Annotated in this window: 22 protein-coding genes and 1 pseudogene; 10 read left to right on the top strand and 13 right to left on the bottom strand. The window is 63.8% G+C overall.

Annotated elements, in window-relative coordinates:
- Positions 1 to 200 precede the first annotated feature (200 nt).
- The gene (locus tag JN280_RS30810; protein ID WP_202307908.1) at positions 201 to 1,610 is read left to right on the top strand and encodes an adenylate/guanylate cyclase domain-containing protein; all 1,410 of its coding nucleotides are present in this window, start codon (positions 201 to 203) and stop codon (positions 1,608 to 1,610) included.
- Positions 1,611 to 1,672: 62 nt separating this feature from the next.
- Here the strand turns inward: JN280_RS30810 and JN280_RS30805 are convergent.
- The 5 genes and pseudogenes from JN280_RS30805 to JN280_RS30785 all read right to left on the bottom strand — a co-directional run bounded on the left by JN280_RS30805 (position 1,673) and on the right by JN280_RS30785 (position 6,187).
- Positions 1,673 to 2,421: pseudogene (locus JN280_RS30805) on the bottom strand (MBL fold metallo-hydrolase).
- 2 nt (positions 2,422 to 2,423) lie between these two features.
- The gene (locus tag JN280_RS30800; protein ID WP_202307906.1) at positions 2,424 to 3,479 is read right to left on the bottom strand and encodes an ABC transporter ATP-binding protein; all 1,056 of its coding nucleotides are present in this window, start codon (positions 3,477 to 3,479) and stop codon (positions 2,424 to 2,426) included.
- Positions 3,476 to 4,258 carry an ABC transporter permease gene (locus JN280_RS30795; RefSeq protein WP_202315132.1) on the bottom strand — a complete coding sequence of 261 codons (783 nt, stop codon included), beginning with the start codon at positions 4,256 to 4,258 and terminating at the stop codon, positions 3,476 to 3,478. The genes JN280_RS30800 and JN280_RS30795 overlap by 4 nt, the downstream gene beginning before the upstream one ends.
- A gap of 2 nt (positions 4,259 to 4,260) precedes the next feature.
- Positions 4,261 to 5,097: an ABC transporter permease gene (locus tag JN280_RS30790; protein ID WP_202307904.1), complete on the bottom strand. Its 837-nt coding sequence runs from the start codon at positions 5,095 to 5,097 to the stop codon at positions 4,261 to 4,263.
- Between the two features lie 13 nt (positions 5,098 to 5,110).
- The gene (locus JN280_RS30785; RefSeq protein ID WP_202307903.1) at positions 5,111 to 6,187 is read right to left on the bottom strand and encodes a polyamine ABC transporter substrate-binding protein; all 1,077 of its coding nucleotides are present in this window, start codon (positions 6,185 to 6,187) and stop codon (positions 5,111 to 5,113) included.
- A 187-nt stretch (positions 6,188 to 6,374) separates the two neighbouring features.
- On the opposite strand from JN280_RS30785, the gene JN280_RS30780 reads away from it, so the two are divergent.
- The 3 genes from JN280_RS30780 (at position 6,375) to JN280_RS30770 (ending at position 8,363) form a co-directional block, all read left to right on the top strand.
- Complete coding sequence (locus JN280_RS30780) at positions 6,375 to 6,989, top strand: TetR/AcrR family transcriptional regulator (RefSeq protein ID WP_202307902.1); 615 nt, start codon at positions 6,375 to 6,377, stop codon at positions 6,987 to 6,989.
- 39 nt (positions 6,990 to 7,028) lie between these two features.
- Positions 7,029 to 7,907, top strand: coding sequence for an alpha/beta hydrolase (locus tag JN280_RS30775; protein WP_202307901.1), 879 nt, complete (start codon positions 7,029 to 7,031; stop codon positions 7,905 to 7,907).
- 99 nt (positions 7,908 to 8,006) lie between these two features.
- The gene (locus JN280_RS30770; protein WP_202307900.1) at positions 8,007 to 8,363 is read left to right on the top strand and encodes an ArsC family reductase; all 357 of its coding nucleotides are present in this window, start codon (positions 8,007 to 8,009) and stop codon (positions 8,361 to 8,363) included.
- A gap of 246 nt (positions 8,364 to 8,609) precedes the next feature.
- Here the strand turns inward: JN280_RS30770 and JN280_RS30765 are convergent, their stop codons facing one another.
- Both JN280_RS30765 and JN280_RS30760 read right to left on the bottom strand, forming a co-directional pair.
- Positions 8,610 to 9,866: an aminopeptidase gene (locus JN280_RS30765; RefSeq protein WP_202307899.1), complete on the bottom strand. Its 1,257-nt coding sequence runs from the start codon at positions 9,864 to 9,866 to the stop codon at positions 8,610 to 8,612.
- Between the two features lie 219 nt (positions 9,867 to 10,085).
- Positions 10,086 to 11,015, bottom strand: coding sequence for a LysR substrate-binding domain-containing protein (locus JN280_RS30760; protein WP_202307898.1), 930 nt, complete (start codon positions 11,013 to 11,015; stop codon positions 10,086 to 10,088).
- 97 nt (positions 11,016 to 11,112) lie between these two features.
- Between JN280_RS30760 and JN280_RS30755 the strand changes: the two genes are divergently transcribed.
- From JN280_RS30755 to bacA, 3 genes are all read left to right on the top strand, one after another.
- On the top strand, positions 11,113 to 11,301 hold the full coding sequence (locus JN280_RS30755; RefSeq protein WP_202307897.1) for a hypothetical protein: 189 nt from the start codon (positions 11,113 to 11,115) through the stop codon (positions 11,299 to 11,301).
- A 109-nt stretch (positions 11,302 to 11,410) separates the two neighbouring features.
- Positions 11,411 to 12,574: a YbfB/YjiJ family MFS transporter gene (locus JN280_RS30750; protein WP_244742292.1), complete on the top strand. Its 1,164-nt coding sequence runs from the start codon at positions 11,411 to 11,413 to the stop codon at positions 12,572 to 12,574.
- Positions 12,575 to 12,689: 115 nt separating this feature from the next.
- Positions 12,690 to 13,988, top strand: coding sequence for a bacteroid development protein BacA (bacA, locus tag JN280_RS30745; RefSeq protein ID WP_202307895.1), 1,299 nt, complete (start codon positions 12,690 to 12,692; stop codon positions 13,986 to 13,988).
- 99 nt (positions 13,989 to 14,087) lie between these two features.
- On the opposite strand, the gene JN280_RS30740 is transcribed toward bacA, so the two are convergent.
- Positions 14,088 to 15,089 carry a polysaccharide deacetylase gene (locus JN280_RS30740; protein ID WP_202307893.1) on the bottom strand — a complete coding sequence of 334 codons (1,002 nt, stop codon included), beginning with the start codon at positions 15,087 to 15,089 and terminating at the stop codon, positions 14,088 to 14,090.
- A 164-nt stretch (positions 15,090 to 15,253) separates the two neighbouring features.
- Between JN280_RS30740 and JN280_RS30735 the strand changes: the two genes are divergently transcribed.
- The 3 genes from JN280_RS30735 (at position 15,254) to der (ending at position 18,042) form a co-directional block, all read left to right on the top strand.
- Positions 15,254 to 15,820, top strand: a complete 567-nt coding sequence (locus JN280_RS30735; RefSeq protein ID WP_202307891.1) for an NnrU family protein — start codon at positions 15,254 to 15,256, stop codon at positions 15,818 to 15,820.
- Positions 15,821 to 15,948: 128 nt separating this feature from the next.
- Complete coding sequence (locus JN280_RS30730) at positions 15,949 to 16,614, top strand: tetratricopeptide repeat protein (protein ID WP_202307889.1); 666 nt, start codon at positions 15,949 to 15,951, stop codon at positions 16,612 to 16,614.
- 3 nt (positions 16,615 to 16,617) lie between these two features.
- Positions 16,618 to 18,042 (top strand): ribosome biogenesis GTPase Der, encoded by a 1,425-nt coding sequence (der, locus tag JN280_RS30725; protein WP_202307887.1) that lies wholly within the window; start codon positions 16,618 to 16,620, stop codon positions 18,040 to 18,042.
- Between the two features lie 284 nt (positions 18,043 to 18,326).
- Here the strand turns inward: der and JN280_RS30720 are convergent, their stop codons facing one another.
- The 5 genes from JN280_RS30720 to JN280_RS30700 form a co-directional block, all read right to left on the bottom strand.
- Positions 18,327 to 20,846, bottom strand: a complete 2,520-nt coding sequence (locus JN280_RS30720; RefSeq protein WP_202307885.1) for an arsenate reductase (azurin) large subunit — start codon at positions 20,844 to 20,846, stop codon at positions 18,327 to 18,329.
- A 12-nt stretch (positions 20,847 to 20,858) separates the two neighbouring features.
- Entirely contained in the window at positions 20,859 to 21,380 is a 522-nt protein-coding gene (locus JN280_RS30715) for an arsenate reductase (azurin) small subunit (RefSeq protein WP_202307883.1), read from the bottom strand.
- A 146-nt stretch (positions 21,381 to 21,526) separates the two neighbouring features.
- Positions 21,527 to 22,870 (bottom strand): sigma-54-dependent transcriptional regulator, encoded by a 1,344-nt coding sequence (locus JN280_RS30710; protein ID WP_202307881.1) that lies wholly within the window; start codon positions 22,868 to 22,870, stop codon positions 21,527 to 21,529.
- Positions 22,860 to 24,320 carry a sensor histidine kinase gene (locus JN280_RS30705; protein WP_202307879.1) on the bottom strand — a complete coding sequence of 487 codons (1,461 nt, stop codon included), beginning with the start codon at positions 24,318 to 24,320 and terminating at the stop codon, positions 22,860 to 22,862. The genes JN280_RS30710 and JN280_RS30705 overlap by 11 nt, the downstream gene beginning before the upstream one ends.
- The gene (locus JN280_RS30700; RefSeq protein ID WP_202307877.1) at positions 24,317 to 25,216 is read right to left on the bottom strand and encodes a substrate-binding domain-containing protein; all 900 of its coding nucleotides are present in this window, start codon (positions 25,214 to 25,216) and stop codon (positions 24,317 to 24,319) included. Before JN280_RS30700 ends, JN280_RS30705 begins: the two co-directional genes overlap by 4 nt.
- Between the last annotated feature and the right edge of the window lie 18 nt (positions 25,217 to 25,234).

Genomic DNA, 25,234 nt, shown 5'->3' with positions numbered 1-25,234 from the left:
TTTTCGCCGCGCGCGAAACAGCCTTGAGGCCTTCCGGGTTCGGGCTTGGATCGGGCTCGGTCTGTCGGCTACTGCTTTTGCCTGGAGTGCAGCCGCGTTCCGCGGGGTTCACCGCAGTCCGACCGCCATGGCGAGGTGGCAGCCACCGCCACGAAGGTGTAATCTCCGGTCTCTGTCGCCCGACGCGGAGAGACGATGCGATGAGCGAAGCCAGCGATCTTTTCCCCATTCTGCGACAATTCGCGGACGAGAAGGCGGTAGCGGCGATCGAGCGGCTGGTTGCGGGCGAGCCGGACTACAGGCTGTGCCGGGTCAATGTGCTGGCTTTCGCGGCCGAGCACGGTCTCGACGAGGATACCGCCATCGCGGCGTTCCTCCATGCTGCACGGATCGGCCTGTTCGATATCTCGTGGAACGTGCTCTGCCCCGGCTGTGGTGGCGTCCTGGACACCAACGCGACGCTGAAGACGATCCGCAAGGACGAATATGTCTGCGCGCTCTGCGCCGCCGGATATGAGCCGACGCTCGACGAAATGGTCGAGGTCACCTTCACGGTCAGCCCGCGGGTGCGCCGGATCGCCGCGCATTCCCCGCACGAGCTGCCGCCGGCGGAGTATTTCCGGCAGATCTATTGGGGGTCGGGGGTGGACCTGCCCGAAGAGGGGTTCGAGTCGCTGGTCGAGGACTTCATCATCGAGACCGTCGAGCTTCCTCCAGGGGAAAAGGCTATCCTGTCCATCCAGCTGCCGCCGGAATTCGTGATCGTCTTCGAACCCGTCACGCATTCCGTGCAGTTCCTCGACGTGAAGGGCGAGCCGACGCGCGACCGGCAGAGCCTGATCGTGATCATCGACCGCGAGCATACCCATAGCCAGACATTGGAGATGCATCCCGGGCCGATCCGGATAACCTTCGAGAACAAGATCGACACGCGGACCCTGCCTTCGGTCTGTATCGCGGGGGACGTGCTTCACCAGATGCTGGCGAAGCGTCGGCCATTTCTTACGGCAAAGCGCCTGCTTACCAACCAGACCTTCCGCGATCTCTATCGGACCGACACGCTCGACGTGGACCAGCGGCTGAAGATCACCAGCCTCACTTTCCTGTTCACCGATCTTCGCGGCTCGACCGAGCTCTACGACCGGGTCGGAGACCTGGCCGCCTTCGATCTCGTTCGCGCCCATTTCCGTGTGCTGAACGAGATTGTCGCGGCCGAGGCGGGCGCCGTTGTCAAGACCATCGGCGACGCGGTCATGGCGACTTTCCCCACGCCGGACAGGGCGGTGGCGGCAGCCTTGCGCATGCGTGAGGCAATGCGTGAACTCAACGAAGCGCGCGGCCGCGAGGACCTGCTCCTGAAGATCGGCATCCACGAAGGACCCTGCATCGCCGTGTCCATGAACGAGCGGCAGGACTATTTCGGCCAGACCGTCAACATCGCCTCGCGCGTCCAGGGATTGGCCAATTCGCAGTCGATCTACGCGACCGACGCGGTGGTCGGCGACGCTCGCGCCGTGCAGGTGCTCGAGGCGGCGAGGGTGACGCCCGTGTCGAAGGGCGCGATGCTGCGTGGCATCGCCAACGAGGTGGCGCTTTACGTCATTCCGTGACGGCCCGAGCGAGGGCGCTCGATCAAGGCTTCGGGATTGCCCCACCCCCAGGTGACTGCCCTTTATGCGAGATGGCAGCCTGGCTTGCGCTTCTGCGCCAGATATTCGTCGATGATCTGGCGGTAACGGGTGCGGCCGAAACTCGGGAAATGTCCGCCGTGGACGACGTCGACATCGAGTTCGCGCAGGTGCTCGAGCGTCGCCATGTAGTCGTCGACCTGCGAATGATAGGCGTCGTCGATGAGCGGCCCGTCATAGACGATGTCGCCGGAGAGCAATGTGCGGGTGCTCCTTTCATAGATATCCCGCCCGGCGAGTGGCCTGGCGTATGGACGACCTCGAAGGCGCGGTCGCCGAGATCGACGACGTCGCCATGTTCGAGGATGCGTCCGGCCGGCGCCGGCTCGATGTGGTAGCGCGTCGTGTCCCACCCTTCCGGCAGCGCGTCGAACATATCGTCGGTCGCGTAGCGGTCGGCGAGCGTCCATTCGTTGCGCGGGTCGGCCAGGATGGCGGCTTCGGCGGCGTGGACGCAGCGATCGGGGAATTCATGATGGCAGCCGATATGGTCGAAATGCGTATGGCTGGCCACGCAGACGACCTTCCGTTCGGTGACGAGGGGGACGTGTGCCGCGAGGCTGACATGGCCGAGCCCGCTGTCGAAGAGCAGGTCCCGGTCGCGGCCGCGCACATGCCAGATGTTGCAGCGATAGAAGGGTTTTATCCATGGCTCGTGGATCAGCGTAACCCCGTCGGCCATGCGGATGGTCTCGTACCAGGACGCGTCTTCGACGACGCACGGTCGGCTCATGCTCACTCCGCCAGAACGACGATATCGGAGGCTTGGCAGCATAGCGGGACAGTTTCACCTTGGCGAACCCTGGCCTCGGCGCCGAGCCGGAGGGTGAAGCGAACGGCGGGATCGTCGAGCGATGTCGCCAGCACGCGTTTGAAGCTTCCCTGGAAAACCACGTCCTCGACCTTGGCCGTGCCCAGCCGCACAGCTGTGTCGCCGACTTTGAGATGCTCCGGCCGGATGGCGAGCCAAATCGCCGATCCCGGCGCAGCGTCGCTGGGCAGGGGGATCGGCCCGAAGCTGCTGACGATCGACGACGTTCCGTCCTGCGCTGCGACGACCTTGGCGGGCAACAAGGTGCTCTCGCCCATGAAGCTCGCAGTGAACCGGGTCGCGGGTCGGGCATAGACGCGTTCCGGCGACCCCTGGTCTTCGATGCGGCCCTCGTTCATGACCACGCAGTGGTCGGCCAGCGCCATCGCCTCCTCCTGATCGTGGGTGACGTGCACGAAGGCTGTGCCGACACGCTTCTGAAGCGACTTCAGCTCGTCCTGCATCTGGCGACGCAGCTTGAGGTCGAGCGCTCCGAGCGGCTCGTCGAGCAGCAGGACCGCAGGTTCCACCACCAGCGCTCGGGCGAGCGCCACACGCTGCCGCTGCCCGCCCGAGAGCTGGTGCGGCTTCTTGGCGAAGGCGTCGGCCAGGCCAACCAGGGCCAGCGCCTCACGCGCCCGAGCCGCACGCGTCGCACCGTCGACGCCGCGCATGCGCAGGCCGAACCCGACATTGCCGCCGACGCTCATATGCGGGAACAGGGCGTAGTCCTGGAAGACCGTCGTGGTCGGGCGCCGGGCCGGCGGCACGGCGGTGCAGTCCTCGCCGCCGATGAAGACCTTGCCGTCGGTCGGCGTGACGAAGCCGCCGAGGATCGAAAGGAGCGTCGTCTTGCCCGAGCCCGAAGGGCCGAGCAGGACCGTATAGCTGCCCGGCTCAATGGAGAGCGAGATGTCCTTCAGCACCTTGAGGGTGCCGAAGCTGTGCGAGACATTGCGGACGTCGACGAGCGCCGTCATGTCGACCTTTTCCTGAACAGCGTGAATTCGAGGATCAGGACCAGGACGATCGAGACTGCGAAGACCAGGGACCCGACCGCATTGGTCCTGGGGTTGAGACCGGCACGCAGCAGGTTCCAAATCTCGACGGGAAGCGTTGTGTCGAAACGGGTCAGCAGGAAGGAGATCACGAACTCGTCCCAGGAAAAGGTCATGGACAGGAAGAAGGCGGCGAAGATGGCCGGTGCCATCACCGGCACGGTGACCATGGTGAGCACCTGCCATTCCTGAGCGCCGAGATCGCGCGCGGCGCGCTCGATATTGACCTGATGATCGCCCATCTGGCTGTACATGATGGCGAAGCAGAGGGGCAGGTTGACCACGACGTGACCGACGCCTGCGGCAGCCAGCGATTTCGGCAGGCCGATCCAATTGAACAGGACGAGAAGGCCCATGCCGATGATCAGGTAGCTGACCGTCAGCGGCAGCGTGATCAGGCCGCGCAGCCAGGCCGACCCTGGCAGGAGAAATCGCGCGAAACCCCAGGCACTGAGGAAGCCCAGAACGACCGCGACAAGGGAAGACGAGACGGCGACAAGGATGGAGTTGAACAGTGCCGAGGTCAGCCTGACATCCGATAGCACGGCGGCGTACCAGCGCAGCGACGGCCCGGTGAAGGGCGGGATCGGGAAGGAGGTCGACTGCAGCGAGAACAGCACCAGGACGATCACCGGCAGGAAGATGAAACCGTAGACCAGGAGCGCATAGATGGCGGCAAGGGTGCGGATCAGTCGGCGCATCGTCATGCCCGCTCGATCTTCAGCCAGCGGGCGCAGGCGAGATAGCCGATCGTGACCACCGCCATCAGGATGATCGACAGGGCCGAGGCCAGCGGGAAGTCGCCGCGCCGTCCGATCTGCATCATGATGAGCTGCGGCATGAGCAGTTCGTTGTTGCCGCCCAGGATCTGCGGCGTGATGTAGTCGCCGATGGCCAGCACGAAGGTCAGGAAGGCGCCGACCATGATGCCGGGCAAGGTGAGGGGCAGCACCACATGGACGAAGGTGCGGACCGGCCCCGCGCCAAGGTCGGCGGCTGCCTTGCGGTAGCTGGGGCTGAGCTGCTTCAGATTGGCGAAGATGGTGAGCGTCAGGAGCATGACGAAGAAGTGCACGAAGCCGACGACGGTCGCGAGCCGCGTGTTGGCCAGTTGCGCCGGCTCGGCAAGCAGTCCGACGCCCGTGAGAGCGCGATTGACGACGCCGTTCTCGGCGAGGACCAGGAGCCAACTGTAGGAACGCACGACATAGGACGTCCAGAACGGCAGGACTGCCAGCATCAGCGCGAGGCGCTGGAAGCGCTCGGGCACCTGCTCGGCCAGGACCCAGGCGAAGGGATAGGCCAGCAGGACCGAGGCCAGGGTGACGATGGCGGTCACCTGCAGCGAGTTGACCATCGCCCGCCAATAGGCCGGGTTGAGGAAGAAGCTTGAATAATTGTCGAGCGTAAAGCCGCCATCGTCATGGGCGGTCAGGCTGACCGCGACCATGGCGACGAAGGGAAGCACGAAGAACAGCAGCGTCCAGGCGAGCGCCGGCGTGACCAGCGCCCATTGCGCGACGTGTCGCCGGGCGCTCATTCCCTATCCGATCTCACTGCGCCTGGAGCATTTCGGTCCACAGATCCTGCAGCTTCTTGTCGAGATCGGCATCCGGGGCCGGATAGGGCTGCGCTCGCGCCAGGAATGCTGGCTGCTCGTCAAAGCGCAGCGTCTGCTTCTGTTCGTCAGTGAGCGCAGCCTTGGTGTTGGAGGGCATGCCCCAATAGCAGGACGAGGTAGCGAGCCGCGCCTGGCCTTCCGGGCTCAGCATATACTGGATGAACTTCAGCGCCAGGTCCTTGTTCTTGCTGTCCTTGAACATGGCGAGCGACTGCGACCACAGCACCGCGCCCTCGTTGGGGATGGAGAAATCGAGATCAGGATTCTCCTTGGCGAGGCCGGCCGTCACCCATTCGCCTCCGCCGACCAGTATGTCGGCCTCGCCGGTCGCGAGCGCGGTCTGGCTGGCGGTGACCTCGCCGACCAGCCTGGCATTGGCCTTCATCTTGAGCAGTGTGTCCCTGATGGCGGGCAGGTCCGCTTCGGTCAGTTCCGCGGTCTTCTTGCCGGCGGCCAGCATGGCCATCCCGATGACGGGCAGATAATAGTCGTAGATCGCGATGCGGCCCTTGTATTTGTCGCCGGTCAGTGCCGTCATGGACTGCATGTCGGCCGGATCGACCTTCGCCTTGTTGAAGCCGATCGTGTTGTAGCCGAACTTCTCCGTGATAGCGTAGCGCTTGCCGTCGACAATGGTCGATCCGTCCATCCGCACCTCGGGAAACAGATCGGCAAAGGGCAGCTTGTCCTCGGGCAGCGGTTCAAACAGGCCCTTCTCCACGCCGCGCGGCACGTCGATGGAATCGATCACCATCACGTCCCAATCGCCCGGCTGGGACTGTTCGACCAAAGCCAGCCCCGCGCCGGTGCCTTCGAACTCCTTGACATTGACCTTGACGCCGTTCGCCTCCTCGAAAGGCCGCAGCAGCGCGGGATCGGCGTGATCGCACCAGATCAGGGCGTTGAGCTCCTGGGCCGAAGCGACGCCCGCCGGCAGGAGCGAAAGGCCGGCGGCCGCGACGAGTGCGCGCGCATGCTTGCTTAGGACGAAAACCGGATTGTCCGACATCGAATGTTCTCCCCTGCCTTGGAGCGCCACACGTCCAACCGGACGCATAGGAGACGCTCAGCTTCTTTGGATCCCCGCATCGTCTTTGCGAAGCCCATCACTTCGGCACGATGCGGCAGGCGTGTTGGTAAAAAGCTGAACCAATTCCAAAATTGAGTCAATTTGAATTTCGTGCCACATACGACGCATGAGCGGATTGCGAGCCAAGCACAAGGCGGACCGTCACCGGCGCATCGTGGAGGCGGCCGCGGCGCTGTTTCGCGAGGCAGGATATGAAGGCGCCAAGATCGAGACGATCGCGGCACAGGCCGAGGTGTCGGTCGGCACGATCTACAACTACTACCGCAACAAGGGCGACATCCTTGTCGCCATAGTCTCGATGGAAGTGAACGAGGTGCTGAATGCGGGCCGGGATGTGGTGTCGGATCCGCCGGCCCATGTCGGCGACGCGATCGATACGCTCATAGGCATCTACATCGAACACTCGCTCATCTATCTCAGCAAGGAGATGTGGCGGCAGGCCATGGCGATATCGACCCGGCAGCCGGAGAGTCCCTTCGGTCGCACCTATGGCGAGCTCGATCGCGGGCTGACCGACCAGATCTGCGCGCTGATCGCGCGTCTGCAGTCTCTCGGCCTCGTTCGTGGCGACGTGGATGGACGCACTGTCGGCGAGCTGGTTTTCAACAACATGAACATGATGTTCATCGAATTCGTGAAGCGCGATGCCGCCAAAATGCCCGAACTGCGCGCTGCCATACGCCGTCAGAATCGTATCCTCGTCGAGGCGATCACGCCTTAGCCAACGGTTCGTTTGTCCCGCGTGGGAAGGAGGTCGGCATTGGAGGGAAAGGCTGAGCGGATCGATTGGACCGTCGAGGGAGAACGCGTCACCCTCGGCGTGACGCGCATCGGATCCGGTCCGGAGCTCTTGCTGCTGCCGGCGCTGAGTTCGATCTCGACCCGCACAGAGATGCTGCCGCTTCAGCAACGCCTCTCTCGATCCTTCTCCACTGTTTCAGTCGATTGGCCCGGCTTCGGAGACTTGCCGCGTCCGGCCGTCGCCTGGCGCCCGGATTTCTATCGCGCATTCCTGCGCTTCCTTCTGACCGGGGTCGTCCATCCCGTGGCGACCGTGGCGGCGGGACATGCGGCGGGCTATCTGCTGGGGCAGGCGGGCGACGATCCCCGAAGCACCGGAAGGCTCTGCCTGCTCTCCCCGACGTGGCGGGGACCCTTGCCGACCATGGCCGGGCGGCGTCTCGCCATGTTCCGATGGCTGTCCCGTATGATCGACCTGCCCGTGATCGGCCCGCCGCTCTACCGGCTCAACGTCAACGGTCCCGTCATCCGCATGATGACGCGTGGTCACGTCTATGCCGACCCGGGCTGGCCGACGCCGGAGCGGATGGCGCTGAAGCGGGCCGTCACCGAGGCCCCGGGCGCGCGCCACGCTTCGTTCCGCTTCGTCGCGGGCGAACTTGACCCCTATGTCGATCGCGCGGCGTTCCTGCGAGCGGCGCGCGGCGTGCGAGGCAAGCTGCTGTCGGTTCATGCGCGGGACTGTCCCCGCAGGTCGAAAGCGGAGATGCAGGAACTGGGCCGCCTCGACAATGTCGAAAGCCTCGAGCTGCAATCCGGCAGGCTCTCCTTCTACGAGGAGTTTCCCGACGACGCGGCCGCAGTCGTAGAGGAGTTCTTGATGTCGTCCCCACGCTGAAGGCGATTGGCCCCGTCGGGAGAGCAAAGAGTGCCGCGGACTTGACCCGACCGCGCCGCTCGTCCATGCGGGTTGCTCGACACGGAAAGGCGAGCGCTAATGACCATCACGATGTACGGTATCAGGAACTGCGACACCGTGAAGAAGGCACGAGCCTGGCTGGAGGGCAAGGGATTGGCCTATGGCTTCCACGACTACCGGGTCGACGGGCTGGATCGCGCGACGCTCGTCCGCTGGCGAGACGCGCTGGGCTGGGAGAAGCTGCTCAACAAGTCGAGCACGACCTTCCGCGAACTGCCCGAAGCCGACAAGGCCGGCCTCGACGCCGAGAAGGCTACGGCCTTGATGCTGGCCCAGCCGACGATGATCAAGCGGCCGGTCCTCGATGTGGAGGGCCGCTTCATGGTCGGCTTCAAGGCCGATGCCTATGAACAGGCCGTGGCCGACGCACGCTGAGGTCAGACCAACGGTCAATGAAATCGACCGTTGGAGCGCGCGCCCGCGTGGCCCACGCCCGTCAGAGCGCCGCGCGTCCACTTGGACGCGCAAGGGACGCTCTGCCACTATTAGGTGCCGCATCGTGCTTTCCGAAAATCGCGTACTATTTTCGGGCCGATGCGGCAGCGCGAAAGCCAAGCGGCCCGGAGGGGCCGCGCCGGCGTTTGAGGCGGCGTGGATCGTCAGCATCCACGCCCACTGGTATTAAACCCACTCGCCTTTGCGCATGACGGGTTCGCGGCGGCCATCCTTGTGGAGGCCGTCGACATCGACCTGACCGGAGCCGATCATCCAGTCGATATGAATGAAGCTCTTGTTGCCGCCGCGCGCCGCGATCTCGTCGGGCGAAAGCGATGCGCCATCGATAAAGCATTTCGAGTAGCACTGACCCAGCGCGATATGGCTGGAGGCGTTTTCGTCGAACAGCGTGTTGAAGAACAGCAGGCCGCTCTTCGAGATCGGCGAGGAATGCGGCACGAGCGCCACTTCGCCCAGTCGCCTCGCGCCTTCGTCGGTGTCGAGCACCTTGTTCAACACCTCCTCGCCGCGCGTCGCCCGGGACGCGACGATGCGACCTCCCTCGAAACGCACGGCGATGCCCTCGATCAGCGTGCCCTGATGCGACAGCGGCTTGGTGCTGGTCACATGGCCTTCGACCCGGAGCGCGTGCGGCGTCGTGAACACCTCCTCGGTCGGGATGTTCGGGTTGCAGGTGATGCCGTTCTTGGCCGTCGAGGCGCCGCCGTGCCATTCATGGCCATCGGCGAGACCCACCGTCAGGTCGGTGCCCGGGCCTGAGAAATGCAGCGCGTGGAACGCCTTGCCGTTGAGCCAGGCGGTACGCCGGGCAAGCGCGGCATTGTGCTCCTTCCACGCCGCGACGGGATCGTCGACGTCGACGCGCGAGGCGGCGAAGATCGCGTCGGCCAGTTTTGCCACCGCCACGTCCTCCTCGTCATCTGGGAAGACCTGCTTGGCCCAGGACGGGTTCGGATAAGCCACGATGTTCCAGTTGATGTCGAAACCGGCGATCTTCTCGAGCGCAGGCTGATAGGCCATCGAATTGGCCTTGTTGGCGCGCGCCACCTTGGCCGGATCCTCGCCCGACAGCAGCATGGGGTTGTCGCCTGCTATGGCGAGCCGTGCCGCGCCGCCGTCGAAGGCCTTGGCCATGCCTTCATAGAGCCAGCCGGAGGCACGGTCGAAGCTTGCATCCGCACCGAAACGGTAACGCGCCAGCGTCAGTTCCTCGTCGGCGAAGAAAGGAACCACCAGCCCGGCGCCGGCCTTGTAGGCGTGCTCGGCGATGCGGCGAACCAGCGGCAGCGCCGCGACCGGGCCGGTCAGGACAAGATCCTGACCCTGCTGCAACTGAAGACCCACCTTGACGGCGACTTCCGCAAGCCTGTCGAGTTTCACCGGGTCGATGGAAGCGGAGATGCCGCGCGAATGTGAGGTCATGATGCTATCTGCCTTGAGATGATGCGTTATGCTACGGGGTGGGGCTTGCCCATACATAGACCCGGCTGCTTGGGCTTTCCACCGCGATCCGTTCAGGGGCGGCGTTTGGTGGCCGCCTACCGCATCGGCCCGAAAATCGTACACGATTTTCGGAAAGCACGATGCGTAGATTCAAAGTGCTGGAGCGTCCTTTGCGCGTCCGAATGGACGCGCGGCGCTCTAGGGCGGTGATAGCCGGGCGGGCGACCCGCCGGAGCCGAATTGCTCCATGGTTTCGGCGATCTCCGCTCTGATCCACTTCTTGAAGTTCCTGACCTTGATATTCTCGGGGCGGTTCGGCGAGGTCACCAGCCAATAACCGAGGCCGCTCGCCGCGCGAACGCCGAAAGGCGCCACGAGACGGCCGTCGGCAAGGGCATCGGCGGCGAGCAACTGCCAGGCGAGCATGACGCCATGACCGGCGATGACCGATTCCAGGCAGAGCAGCGGATCGGTGAAGGTTGCGCCTTGCTGCATCGCCACCGGCGCGACGCCGGCGGCCTCGAACCAGCTGTCCCAGGTGATCATCGAACTCTCGTCGTCGATCGACCAGGCGGTCGCGAGATCTTCGACGGTCTTCAGCGTCGCTGCGACAGAAGGGGCACAGACCGGGAAGATCTCCTGTTCTAGCAGCAGTTCGGCACGGACGCCGGGCCAACTGCCCTTGCCCAGCCGTACCGCGATGTCCACATCGGAGCGGTCGAGATCGGCGAGCTGCACCGAGGCGTCGATGCGCAGCAGCACCCCGGGATGCAGGGCGAAGTGCCGGGAAAGTCGCGCCAGCAGCCATTTGGAGGCGAAGGCCGGAGCGACCGAGACGACGAGCGTGTTTGCGGTGTCCCGGTCTGCCAGCGTGACGGCCTGGGCCAGTTCGCGAAAGCCAGACGAGAGCCGCATCGTGAAGAGGGAGCCGAACTCGGTCGGCACGAGGCCGTTCCGCGTTCGTTCGAAGAGCGTGCGCCCGAGTTGGCGTTCTGTGCGCTGGATCTGCTGACTGACGGCGCTGGGCGACACGCCGAGCTCCTCGGCTGCGGCGAGCAACGAGCCTCGTCGCGCGACGGTTTCCACGGCGCGCAGCCCGTTGAGATGAAAGGCGTTGAGGCTCCTCATTTCAGATATTCTAAAATGCCGTTTTCAATTTCTGGATTGAGAAAATCGGTCACCGGGCCGAAGATAGCGATGCTTTCGGATGTTGAGGAGAGCTGACATGAAGATTTTCTCAATCCTGATCAAGCCGCTGACGTCTCAGGCGAAGCCCTTTTCCGAGGACGAAAGGGCTGCCTGGATCCGTGATCCGCTGTCGCATCCCGAACTGGAGCACATGTCCGTACGTGAGTTGGCCGACCTGCCCTTCAACCGGGGCTACCGGCAGCAGTTGCAGGCCTGCTGCGGCTGAGCGGCGTGGTCCGAGCCGCGGCAACCCATGTGCCGGGTTCAACCGTGGCCCAGCCGAAGTGATCACCGAAGCTGATTGAAACGGCCGGACACTCGCCTATGGTCGGCGCATGACGCAGCCGGCCTCTCCCCTCCGCTTCGCTCTTGCCGGAATGATCGCCATGGCCGTGGCCATGGGGATAGGCCGCTTCGTCTATACGCCGATCCTGCCCGGCATGATGGACGAGATCGGCCTGTCGGCCTCCGACGCCGGCTTGATCGCATCCGCGAACTATCTCGGCTACCTGCTCGGCGCCTTCGCCGCCGCCGGGGCCTGGGCCCACGGGCGCGAACGCATGTTGATGCTGGTCGCGCTCGCGGCCAACGCGGCGCTGGCCACGGCGATGGCCGTCACCACCAGTCTCCTGCTCTTCCTTACGATCCGCCTTGCGGCAGGCCTCGCGAGCGCCTTCATGATGGTGTTCCTCGCGTCCATCGTCTTCAGCCACCTCGCAGCGGCCGGGCGCAACGACCTGCAGGCCATGCATTTTTCCGGCGTCGGCGTTGGCATCGCAGTTTCGGCGCTGATGACCGGCGCGCTCGTCCTTGTCGGTGCCCCGTGGACAGCCGACTGGCTGTGGGCGGGAATCCTCTCTGCCGCCGGGTTCGTCGCTGTACTGCTTCTGATCGACCGCGGGCCGATTTCGCAGGGTACAGCGAGCCGGGAGCCGCCGCTGCCGGCCAGCCGAGCATTGCGGAAGATCATTGTCGCTTACGGCCTGTTCGGCCTGGGCTACGTCGTGACGGCTACCTTCCTCGTCGCCATCATTCGCGCGGGCGAGGGAGGCCGGCTCTTCGAATCGACAGTCTGGCTGGCGACCGGCCTGGCCGGCATTCCCTCGGTCTATCTCTGGCAAAGCCTCGCGAAGCGATGGGGGCTGACATCCACCTTTGCCGTCGCCTGCGTGGTCGAGGCCCTCGGCGTCTGGGCGAGCGTCGGAACCGGCGGGGTTGTCGGGCCTCTCGCCGGCGGCGTCCTGCTCGGCGGTACCTTCATCGCCATCACCGCGCTCGGGCTGCAGGCCGGGCGACTGCTGGCGCCGGAGGCGCCGCGCCGTGTCTTCGCGCTGATGACCGGAGCTTTCGGCATCGGCCAGATCATTGGGCCGATCCTGGCGGGCATCGCCGCTGACTGGACTGGCAGTTTTTTCGCCCCCTCGCTCGGGGCGGCAGCGGCGCTGCTGCTGTCGGGAGTGATCGGCTGGTCGTCTGGGCCGGCGGCAAGATCGCCATGAAGTGATCCGGCCGGTGACAACCTTTCCCCGGCCGCGTCGTTTCCTTTCGCGGAAAATTGTGACTTCATGCCGCGAACAGATCCGTCACGGATCACGCTGAAAGGAAATCTCCAAAGTGTTCGTATCCTTCTTTCCAAGGCCCAGGCTGTTTTTCCTTTCCGCGACCGTCTGGACCCTTGCGCTCGTCATTTTCTGGTTCTTCGGCGGCCGGCACATCGGCGCACTCATAGGGCTCCCGCCTGCCGCCGCGGGCGAGCCCCCGATCATCGGCGTTTCGGTTTTCTGGTCGCCGCCCTTCCTGTGGTTCTACATCTACTACGCGATCGGCGTTCTGCTTTTCTATGCCGTCTGGTCCCTGTATGCGCCGCATCGCTGGCAACTCTGGTCGATACTGGGTTCGGCACTCATCATTTTCGCCACCTACTTCTCGGTCCAGGTGAGTGTCGCCGTGAATGCTTGGTATGGTCCGTTCTACGACCTTATCCAGCAGGCGCTGGCCAGGACTGCTCCTGTCACGGTCGATCAGCTTTATCTGGGAATGCTCGACTTCGCGGGCATTGCCTTCCTTGCGGTCACCGTCGGGGTGCTCAATCTGTTTTTCATCAGCCACTGGATCTTCCGCTGGCGAACCGCGATGAACGAATACTACATGTCGTATTGGGGCAGGCTGCGGCATATCGAGGGTGCCTCCCAGCGCGTCCAGGAAGACACGATGCGCTTCTCCACGACGATGGAGGGGCTAGGCGTCAGCCTCGTCCGCGCGGTCATGACGCTGATCGCCTTCCTGCCGGTCCTGTTCGCGCTCTCCGCCGATGTCGAGGAACTGCCGTTCATCGGGCGTATCCCCTACGCCCTGGTGGTGGCTGCCGTCGTCTGGTCGGTATTCGGCACTGCCTTTCTGGCATTGGTCGGCATGAAGCTTCCCGGTCTCGAATTCCGCAACCAGCGCGTGGAAGCGGCCTACCGCAAGGAGCTTGTCTATGGCGAGGACCATGACGATCGGGCCGATCCGATCACTGTCGCCGAGCTCTTCGCCAATGTCCGTCGGAACTATTTCCGGCTCTATTTCCACTATATGTATTTCAACGTCGCCCGCATCTTCTACCTGCAGGCCGACAATATCTTCGGCACCTTCGTACTCGCTCCTTCCATCGTTGCCGGCAAGCTGACCTTGGGCGTCATGACCCAGATACTCAATGTGTTCGAACAGGTGCGCTCGTCGTTCCAGTATCTCGTCAATTCATGGACGACGATCGTCGAGCTCTTGTCGATCTACAAGCGTCTGCGCGCCTTCGAGGCGACGATCGAGGGCGAGCCGTTGCCCGATATCGATAAGCGGTTCCTGGAACGTGAACTGGCGAAACGGCAGCCGGTGGACCAGTCGGCCGGTCTGACTGATGCCGCCCAGAACTAAGCAGATTCCGGAAAAGTGTCCCACGGTTTTCCGACAAGAATCTGCGACAAAACAAAAGGCCTAAGCAGACCATTCGTTGGCTTGCCAAGAAATGTCTGCTTAGCCGCCGATCCCGACCGCGGGGGCGGCGCCGGATGAGGGTGCTGCCTGCTCAAGATAGCGTTCATAGCTGACGCAGGCGACTTGCGCCCGCAGGCAGACATCGTCGGCGAAGCGCTCGAGCGCGCGCCAATAGGCGCCGTCATTCATCAGGGTGAAGTGGAACCCGAACTGCAGCGGGATGCGCTCGCCCTGATACTGGGTGTCGAAAGCCGCCTTGAAGGCGGCATAGGCGCGGTTCTCGAAGGCGGCGTCCGCATCGGCCTTTTCGAAGCCGCCGGAGTGGCGGACAAAGAGGTTGTAGTCCATGGCGATGACCCGGCGTTCCGACGGGCCTTCGGGAATCTGCGGCAAGGCGAAGTTCGCCATGCCGTCGGTCCTTCCGGGCAAGGTTGGGCCGCGCGAGACGCCACTTGCGTGATAGGCGAAACGTCGTTCTGCCAGGGCCTGGTGCAGCGCCTTGTTCGTCGACAGATAGGGTGCGCGGAAACCGTGGATCTGGGTGGTCGCGAAGTCCTTCCAGCCGGCGGGCTCGCCGGGAAGGCCGTTGATCGGATAGGCGTCGCGCAGGATCGTGGCGAAGGCGTCGAACTCCTTCTTCCAGTCGGCCCGGGTCCAGTCCTTGCCGTCGAAATGGCCGCAGCCATGGCTGGCGATCTCATGCCCCTCTGCCCGGGCCGCCCAAATCTGGCCGAGTCGCGCGGCGACCTCGTCTTTCGTGGCCGCGAAGCCGACATTGGACTTGCCGGGGCTCTTGCCGGGAGCCTGATAGACGTGTCGGGTCTCCGATGACAGCAAAAACACGCAGGACAGGAAATAGGTGAAGGTCGCGCCGGTCCTCTTCGCCAGAGCGCGGCTGCGGTCCCATTGCGCGAGATCATGGGCGCCGTCGAAGGAGATGATCACATATTGCAGGGGCTTTGCGGCCGGGTCTGCGAGGCTGGATGTGGAAGAGGATATCAGGGCGCAAACGGCAGCACCGGCACGGAAGGCAAAGGACATGATTGTCAGGTTCTGAAATTGCTATGGGGCTGACGGGTAAAGCCGGATTGTGGCCGAGATTGGATTTCCTCCCGCTGGGGAAAATGCGGTTGCCCGGCGGGGGCGACGATAGGCAATCGCTTGGCGTGGCGATAGGATGCCGCTGCATCCTCGGGAGAACCACAGTGCTGCTGCTCATTCTGGGATTAATCGTCTTCCTCGGTATCCATTCGGTCAGGATCGTCGCGCCGGAATGGCGCGACAGTCAGGTCGCGGCGCGCGGCGAGGGGCGCTGGAAAGGCATCTATTCGCTGATCTCGCTGGTCGGGCTGGTGCTTCTTGTCTGGGGCTACGGTCGTGCCTGGCAGGTGGCGCCTGTGCTCTACGAGCCGCCGCTCTGGCTGAAGCACATCGCGGCGCTGTTGATGTTCTTCTCCTTCATCTCGCTGATGGTGTTCAACCTGCCGGCCGGGCGACTGAAGCCGATGTTGAAGCATCCGTTCCTGGTGGCGGTGAAGACCTGGGCCCTGGCGCATCTGCTCGCCAATGGCGACCTGGCCGCACTGATCCTGTTCGGTGCGTTCCTTGCCTGGGCCGTCGCCGACCGCATCGCGGTGGGACGGCGCGGCGAAGCCGTGCCGAAACCGGGGCCGGTCAAGTGGGACATCATTGCCGTGGTGTCTGGGGCGGTGCTCTACCTGTTGTTCGTCTGGAGGCTGCATCTGTGGCTGATCGGCGTGCCGCCGTTCTGAGAGATCGAGACATGGGAGCGGAGCGCCGATTTTCCCGGCGGCCCCCTTCCATGCCGACGAAATTCCGCTAAAACGGCGGCTCACGACGGGGCCCGCGACGGGAAACGGCACGCTTTTGGTCTGATTGGATGTCGAACGACAGTTTTTTCCGCGAGGTGAACGAAGAGATCCGTCAGGATCAGGCGAAGGCCCTGTGGGATCGCTACGGTGCTTTCGTGATCGGGCTCGCCGTCGCCATCGTGCTCGGTACCGCCGCCTTCGTCGGATATGAATACTGGACCGGAACCCAGGCGAGCCGCTCGGGCGACGAGTTCGCCAAGGCGCTGGCACTCGCCAACGAGGGCAAGGACGACGACGCGCTCGCGGCCTTCGCGGCACTCGAAAAGGAAGGCTACGGCGCCTATCCCGTGCTGGCGCGGATGCGCGCCGCGACGGTGCTGGTCGACAAGGGCGACACCGCCGGCGCGGTCTCGGCGTTCGACGCGATCGCCAACGACAATTCGGTCATGGCTTCGCTCCGTGACATCGCCCGCCTGCGCGCCGGGATGGTGCTGGTCGACAACGGCTCTTATGCGGATGTCGCCAAGCGGGTCGAGCAACTCGCCACCGACGCCAATCCCTTCCGCCATTCTGCCCGCGAATTGCTCGGCCTTTCCGCATGGAAGGAAGGCCGCGCGGCGGACGCGCTCAAACTGTTCGAGCAGATCGTAGCGGACGGCGAGGCGCCGCGCGGCACGCGTGAGCGTGCGGCACTTCTCGTCGAGCTGATCCGCGGCTCCGGCAACGCGTCGTGAGCGATGGGCTTCACAGTCGCCATCATCGGCCGGCCCAACGTCGGTAAATCCACGCTCTTCAACCGCCTTGCCGGTCGCAAGCTGGCGCTTGTCGACGACACGCCGGGGGTCACCCGCGACCGCCGGATCCATCCGGCAAAACTCTACGACCTGCAGTTCGACGTGATCGACACGGCAGGCTTCGAGGATGCCGCCGCCGCGACGCTGCAGGGCCGCATGCGCGCCCAGACCGAGATCGCCATCCGCGAGGCCGACCTGATCTTCTTCATGGTCGATGCCAAGGCGGGGCTGTTGCCCGACGACCGGACCTTCGCCGAAATCGTCCGGCGCTCCGGCAAGCCGGTGGTGCTCGTCGCCAACAAGGCGGAGTCCCGCGGCGCCGGGTCGGGTATGCTCGAAGCCTGGGAACTCGGCCTCGGCGAGCCCGTACCGGTCTCGGCCGAGCACGGCCAGGGCATGCCCGATCTGCGCGACGCCGTGATCGGCGCCCTTGGCGACGCGCGCGCCTTCGGCGAAGAGGAAGAAGGAGAGGCGATCGCCGAAAGCGAGGTGCTGATCGGCGAGGATGTCGCCGATCCCGACGCAGAGGCAGCCTATGACGAGACCAAGCCGATGCGCATCGCCGTCGTCGGCCGGCCGAATGCGGGCAAGTCGACCTTGATCAATGCGCTGATCGGAGAGGAACGGCTGCTGACAGGGCCGGAGGCGGGCATCACCCGCGATTCAATCTCCGTCGACTGGGAATGGCGGGGGCGTCGGATCAAACTTTTCGACACCGCCGGCATGCGGCGCAAGGCAAAGGTGCAGGAGAAGCTGGAGAAACTGTCGGTGGCCGACGGGCTGCGGGCGATCCGTTTCGCCGAAGTGGTCATCATCGTGCTCGATGCGACCATTCCCTTCGAGAAGCAGGACCTGCAGATCGCCGATCTCATCGTGCGCGAGGGCAGGGCCCCGGTCATCGCCTTCAACAAATGGGACCTGATCGAGAACAGCCAGGAAGTGCTGGCCGATTTGCGCGAGAAGACCGAGCGCCTTTTGCCGCAGGTCCGCGGGCTCCAGGCCGTCACCGTTTCGGCCGAGACCGGTCGCGGCCTCGACAGGCTGATGGAGGCGGTGCTCAAGACCCACAGGATATGGAACAGCCGCGTATCCACCGGGCGGCTGAACCGCTGGCTGGAAGGCGTGCTGACCCATCATCCGCCACCGGCGGTCGCGGGCCGGCGGCTGAAGATAAAATACGTGACCCAGGCCAAGACCAGGCCGCCGGGCTTCGTCGTGTCCTGCTCACGGCCCGAGGCCATGCCGCAATCATACGTGCGATATCTGGTCAACAACCTGCGCGATGCCTTCGACATGCCGGGAGTGCCAATCCGGGTTGCGCTCAGGGCTTCGGAGAACCCGTTTGCCGGCCGGGCGAAGAAGCGGTAGTTGCGCGCCGGGAGGGCGAGGCGTCGCCACCCTTCCAGGACAAGAATGCGCCTGTCGTCGGTGCGACGAGCCCGCCGGCAGCAAGGGAGGCGGGCAGCGCTCCGAACACCCACTGTTCGGGCCAATCAAACTCGCGCGCCGTGGCCGGAGCGAGAATGCCGAAGCCGTAACAACGCGTGCCGCAGCGGCTGGGCTTTCCGGTCGCGGAGCGAAAACCATCACCTTGGTCGAAAGAAAATCGACCCCGCCGCAGCCGAGGGCCGCGGCGGGTTTGCGCCACCTGATTAGATGGCCCGGTATTGCTGGGACTTGAACGTCACGTGCTTCACGGCCTCCGGAGTGTCCGCGATCTTGCGGATGTTGCCCCAGGTCTGTTTGTAATTCGGGATCACCAGTTCGTTCGTCCCGGCATTGACCACGTTGCCCTGCACGCCGGTCGGATAGGCAAACAGCATGAAAGTCTCGCCAGGGCGGGCCGTCGGCGTCGGATAGACCACCGCCTGCGTTGAGCCGGCGTCGTTGTAGACCTCGACCAGATCGCCTTCCTTGACCTCGATCTTCGCCATGTCGTCGGGATGCATCTCGATGAAGGGGAACGGCCAGCGGTCCATCACCAGGTCGTTGTCCACGTCGAGGTAAGCCGATTGCCAGACATGGTTAGTGCGGCCGTTGTTGATTAGGAAGTCGTATTTGTCCTGCTGCTCCTGCTTGCCAGGAGCTTGCAGGCCGCGCCATTCGGCCTTGAGGAACCGCGCCTTGCCGTCTTCCGTTCCGAACTTGCCATCAGCGTAAAGCCGCTGGGTACCGACGATCTTGCCGTTCTCGAAGCCGGTCGCCGGCTCCTGGAAGCCGTTCGTACCAACGGCACGCAGTCGTTCATAGGTTACAAATTCGCCGCCCTCGGCGTTGGCGTGGTAACCGTCCATGAAGGCGTCTTCCTCGGTCTTCCAGTCAAAGCCATCGAACTTCGCGGCGAGATCCGCCTTGCCGGTCAGGTTCAGGACGCGTTGCATATGATTGGCGATGCGGGCGGCAATGAGGCAGTCCGGCATCGCCTGGCCGGGCGGGTCCATGTAGCGTTCGGTGAGGCGCATGCGGCGCTCGCCGTTCATCGAGGTGAGGTTCATCTCGCCGCTTGTCGCCGCGGGCAGGATGACATGGCACGCCTCGCCGATGCTCGTCGGCACGATGTCGGCATCAACGGCGAAGAGGCCGCCGTCGTCAATGGCGGCGACAATCGCATCCACCATCGCCTGCCGGTCCCCATAGGGTACCTTGTTCATCGCGTCCTTCACCTTGTCGGTGCGTATCTTGTAGGCGCGCTTGAACTCGGCAGCGTTGAGCGTCGTCTTGTAATGGTCACACCCCCAAATGTGATGAACGCCGCCCTGGCCCTCGATCAGCAGCTTGTCGACATAGGCCGCCGGCCGCCCGACATGCGCGTCGCTCGGTCGGACATAGCCCTCCTGGTGGCCGCCGAGACGCACGACACCACCGCCCGGACGGCCGATATTGCCGGTGGCGAGCGCGATGTTCACCAGCGCGCCGTTGGTCCGGTAGTTGTCATTGCCCCAGATCAAGCCCTTTTCGTAGGCGAACATGGTGCGCCGGCGTGCGCCGCCTTCCTTGGGCTCGGCGATCCAGCCTGCCGCCTTGCGGATATCGTCCGGGCTGAGCCCGGTGATCTCCGCCGCCTGCTCGATCGACATGCGGTTGGCTCCGATCGCCGATTTGAAGTCCGTAGTTTCAGCCGGGTGGCCTGCATCAGCCGGTGATCCCTCCGAGGGGGAAGCGATCGTGCTGGCGGCGATGAAGTCCTCGTCGATCCAGCCTTTTTCGACGATTTCCGTGAACATCGCGTTGAACAGGGCGAGATCGGTTCCGGACTTGATCTGCAGGTGGAGCACGTTCTCCTTGCCCGCCTCGGCCTCGCAGGCCGCCACCGTCACTGTGCGCCGTGGATCGACGATGACGATGCGCGCGGGCGAATGCGGTTCGTCGGGTAGCTGCTGCTCCTTCTTGTCCATGGATGTGCCGCGCAGATTAGGCACCCAATGGTTCAGGAAGTAGTTGGTCTGCGTTTCCAGCGAGTTGGCTCCCACCACCATGATCGTGTCGGCGAGTTCCGCGTCCTCGTAGCAGTTGTTGAGTTCGCCCACACCCATATCGCGAGTGGCATGCACCTCCGAATTGTAGGCCGGACGGTTGTGGATGCGGATGTTCTTGACCTTCATCGCGCCGAAATAGAGCTTGCCCGTGCCCCACGTGTTCTCGTATCCGCCGCCGGCGCCGCCGTGGTCGAAGGCCGAGACGAAGAGTCCGTCCTCGCCCTTCTCCGCGATCACGCGCGCCGTGACGCGCGCGACGAGGTCGAGCGCGTCCTCCCAGCTCGTCGGCTGCATCTGGCCATAGCGCCACACCAGCGGGTCGGTGAGCCGTTGCTGCTGCGTCTGGCGGGCACGCGAATAGCTCATCTCGGCCTGGCGAGCGCCCCGAATCGAGCCAAGGCCAGAATTCACCACGCAGTCCTTATCCGGCTTGATGACGATGTGGACGTCTTTCCCGTCCTGCTTGACGATGTTGTACATCGATGGCGAATACCAGGCCGCGGTCTCGGCCGGCTGCTGCTCGGCAAGGTTCACCCCGAAGACGTTGGCCGAGGGGTCGGTCCCACCCTGCTTGTTCACCGGCCACGAGTAGGCGTGATAGCCGCAGCCGACGATGCAGTAATGGCAGACGACGTTGTGCACCTTGGCGTCGGCCGGGATGATCGGAAGGCGATCGATTTGTCGCTTGTAAGCCATGGGTTCCCTCCCTCAGAGCACGTTGGACAGGCGGCCGTAGAGGAGTTCGTCCAGGCCTTCAGCAAAAATCTCGCCCTTCTCGTCCACGCGCAGCACGTATTGTGGCAGGTTCTGGGTTGCCTGGCCCCAGATCTGCTGCCCGCCTGCCTCGCAGTCGAAGCGGGAGTAATGGCCGGGGCAACTCAAGGTGCGGTCGTCTGGGTCATAGGCGAGCGGAAAGCCCTTGTGCGGGCAGACGGTGGTGAAGCCGACGATATCGCCGTCAGGGCCGGCGCCGCCCTCCACCGGTATTCCGAGCTTCAGGAGCACACCGGGCGCATCGTTGTCCGGATAGGCGACGTCGAGCGGCTCGTTGACTTTCAGATCGGCGATATTGGCCAGACGGTTGGACGGGTATTCCACCCGCGCCATTGCCGCTTGCGCTCTCGCCTCCTTGGGAAGACCTACCGTGGCGGCCGCTCCTGCGGCCACGAACGCGCTCCCCCTCAAGAACTGGCGACGGCCGATATCGACCAGTGTGTCGCAGCGTGACATGCTTTTTCCTCTCATGATGGTTCAAGGCATCGATGAGAGTTCAGCAAAGCCCGTGCCAGGCCGCTAAGGCATTGGTTTCGTGTGTCAGAGGGCTTGCGGATCGGCTCGTATGTTCGATTTCTCGAACATATGGCACCACCGAAGGTTCAGGAATCCGAACGGGGCCGCTCCGTTATCCCGAAGCGCGTCATCTTCTCCCACAGCGTTGTGCGCGAGATGGCGAGCAGGCTCGCTGCTTTGCCGATCTGACCGCCGGTCTGTTCGAGCGCGCGTTCGATCTGCCGCCGTTCGGCGGCGTCGCGGACTTCCGCCAAAGGCGCAACCAGGTCGGCAGCCCGCTTCATCGCCCGCTCGGGGAAAAGATCCCCCGGCATGATCCATTCATTGGTTGTCAGTGCTACCGCACGCTCGATCCGGTTTCGGAGTTCTCTGACATTGCCCGGCCAGGCGCTGGCCAGTGCTGCTTCTTCGGTAAGCGAACTGTAGCCTCGGATGCGTACGTCAGAGCGGCTGGCGGCATTGGCAAGGAAGCGGTCCATCAGCCAGGGAATGTCTTCGCGGCGTTCGCGAAGCGGCGGGATGTCGACCGTCAGGACCGCAAGTCGAAAATAGAGATCCTCCCGAAATGCGGCAGGGATGCCGCCTTTCGTCAGGTCGCGATGCGTGGCCGCGACGATCCGGGCGTGGAATGGGATCGGGCTCTCGCCGCCGACCCGATGGAAACTGCGGTCTTCGATCAGCCGCAGAAACTTGGCCTGAAGCGGCAACGGCATGTCTCCGATCTCATCGAGAAACAGCGTGCCTTTGCCGGCACGTTCGGCATAACCCAAATGCCGTTGCTGGGCCCCGGTGAAGGCACCTTTTTCGTGGCCGAAAAGTTCGCTTTCGAGCAGGTCGACCGGAATGGCGGCGCAGTTCACGGCGACGAATGGCTGCGAGCCGCGCGGCGAGACCTGGTGCAGGCGGCGGGCGGCTACTTCTTTGCCGGTTCCTGTTTCTCCCGTGATGAGGACCGGCAGATCCCGTTCGGCGTAGCGATGCAGAAGATTCTCGACATACTGAATGGCTGGCGACTCACCGAGATAGTGACCTTTGAGGCGCGGGTAGGCGGAAGAGGTCCGCCGCCCGGTCTCGATACGGCGGAGGAATTCGTCCATTGAAAATGGCTTGGTCAAGAAATCGACGGCACCGGAGCGCATCAGCCGCACGGCCTGTTCGATTTCGCCATAACCGGTGATGAACATGAACGGCGGCGATTCGGGGACCTTGGCAAGTTCGTTGAAGACCTCTTCCCCGGAGACATCCGGTAGCCGCATATCACAAATGACGAGATCTAGACCAATTGCGATACTTGGAATCGCGGCGATGGCGTCGCGTCCCGACTGCCACCAGGTCACGCGCCAGCCTTCCAGTTGCAGGCGCTGCAAGATTGATCCGCCCATGACCGGATCGTCTTCTACAAGACCCACCTTCGCTCGCTCAGGCAGCATCGGCCTTGGCTCCCTTGCTCTCGACTGGCAGGCTGAGCGTCACGATCGTGCCGCCATGAGGGTTCACCGCGATCGCGGCGATGCCGCCGAGATCGTCAACCATACGCCGAACCATCCAAAGACCTAGTCCGCGCCCGGCACGAATGGCTGGGCCCGGATCCTGATCGACGAGAATCCCGGCAATTTCCGGCGGCATGCCCGGTCCTTGATCCCCGATCTCGATTTTCAGCCCTTGGTCGGTACCGATGGCTGAGAGAGATACGGCACCGCCCTCTGGCGAAACGGCGCTCGCATTCAGGAGCAGGTTCAGCACGGCCTGGCGCACCGGTCCGCCCTTCATGGGAAGGGCCGCCTTGGACCCGGTCCAACTGACTTGCCAGTCAAGCCGCTGCCGCCTTCGGCGCAATTCCGGCTTGAGCAGTAGCCGGACGTCGTCAAGGTCCTCGGCGGTGAGCGGCCGCGCCGAGCGCTCTGGCCGATAGGTTGCGAGCGCCGCCTCGACGACTTCCCGAATGCCCGTCAAACCCCGCTCGATGAGGCTGATCGATGTCTCGCGAACCCCAGGCGTATGGCCATGCTTCTTGAGTGTATCCATGGCGTTGAACAGGCCACCAAGCGGATTGTTGATTTCGTGCGCCATGCCGGAAGCCAAACGACCGAGGCTTGACAGCTTTTCCTCTTCGGCAAGCTGCATGGCAAAATTGGCACGCTCCCGTTCGGCGTGAACCAGTGCGTTGTATCCGCGAAAGAGGCGGGCGACCTCTCGGTCGCCCGGTGGAATGTCTCCAAGCGGAATAGTCTGCGCGCCACCCTTGGCCGCCGAGCGCATGTGGTCTTCGAGAACGCGCATCGGGCCGATCATCCGCCTGACGAGGAGAAAGCCGCCCAACGAGAAAAATACAGCGAGAATGCCGTTGGTGACGAGAAGCGTAACAAGGATTTCCCGGCGCTCAGCGAAAAGGTGAGAGACGTCAAACGTCGCATAGATGGTTCCGATTGGTTGTCCCTGATAAGCGAGATCGCGTCGAACAAAACCCGCCTTAAGGGGCTCGTCGATCGTTACCACGTCCGGTCTGAAGCTCTCCAGAAACCCGGCCGACAACTCAGAATAGGACGGAAGGCGGCTGGGATCGCTCGCCGCCAGAACGCGGCTGTCGACACCCGTCACGACCGTTTCCTTTGGGGCGAGCGCCTCGTAGGACGACGACGCCCTATCGAGGGCATCGAACACCTCCCACACGTCGCCTCGCATGACCGCCGGAACAACGGCAGCCGAGAGACCGTCGAGGTAGGTCTCCGCCAGCCCGTCCAGGAAGCGCTCCTGCGTGTGGGACAGGCGCGACAGCACCCGTTCCGAAATCGCCACGCTGATCACGATCATCAACAGTGCAACCACGAGCGGTACGCGATAGGAGACCGGGATACTCTTCAGTCGGCGGAAAAGGCTCATCCCAGCCGCCTCACGGTTTCGACCTTGGCCGCGATGGCATCGAAGAGCGACGGCTCAGTGGCCTCGAAGCCATCCAGCCGCAGCAGGCCAAGAACCTTCAGGCCTCGGGGGTCATCAGCCATGGAAATCAGCGCTTCCTTGAACCGGGCGACCCTGGGATCGCCGGCGAGCGAATTCGGGGCCGCAATCGGCGGGAATCCGAGCCATTCGGATTTGCGCACAATTTTGGTTCGTGAGACCAGATCGGGCTCCGTTTCGCGCATCACCTCCCATACATAGCCGTCGACGCTCCCGGACTGGGCCAGACGGGCCGCAACGGCCCGGACCACGTTCCGGTGTCCATAGGTGAAGAAGTGGCGCGCGAAGAATTTGTCCAGCGTCAATCTGTTCTCGGCGAGCAAGGCCCGTGTGACCAGATACCCGGAATTGGAATCCGGATCCGAGAAGGCGTGGGTGTCGCCGCGGAGTGAGGTCCAGTCCTCGACGACGCGATTGGCAGACGCGATCAGATAGGACTGATAGAGCGGCTTTCCTTGCCAGGACGGCGTCGCCACAAGATCAAGCCGTTCCTTGTATTGGACGTACGGATAGCCGCAGATCCACGCGGCATGAATCTGGCCGGAGACGAGCAGCGCGGTGATTTCCTGATAAGTGCGGCGTGTTACGAGTTCGACCGGGCTACCGAGCTTCGACTCAAGATAGCCTCGCAAGTGGCCCAGCAGTTCAAGGTCATTGGACAGAACGACGGGTGTGAGCCCGAACCTGAACGCCGCCTCGTCGGCCCTAGGTCCTGGGCTCGCGAGTGCCACGATCGCGCCTGACAAAGCGCCTGTCAGAAGATCACGCCGTCGCAAAGCCACACGCCCACGTGCGTCGGGCGAACCGACCGGGTGCAAGAAATTCCTCCCGTCCGA

Origin of the sequence: Mesorhizobium sp. L-8-10, assembly GCF_016756635.1 — a bacterium.
Lineage (GTDB): Bacteria > Pseudomonadota > Alphaproteobacteria > Rhizobiales > Rhizobiaceae.
The sequence above is the reverse complement of the archived record's forward strand: the minus strand, read 5'-3'. Positions and strand labels throughout refer to the sequence as shown.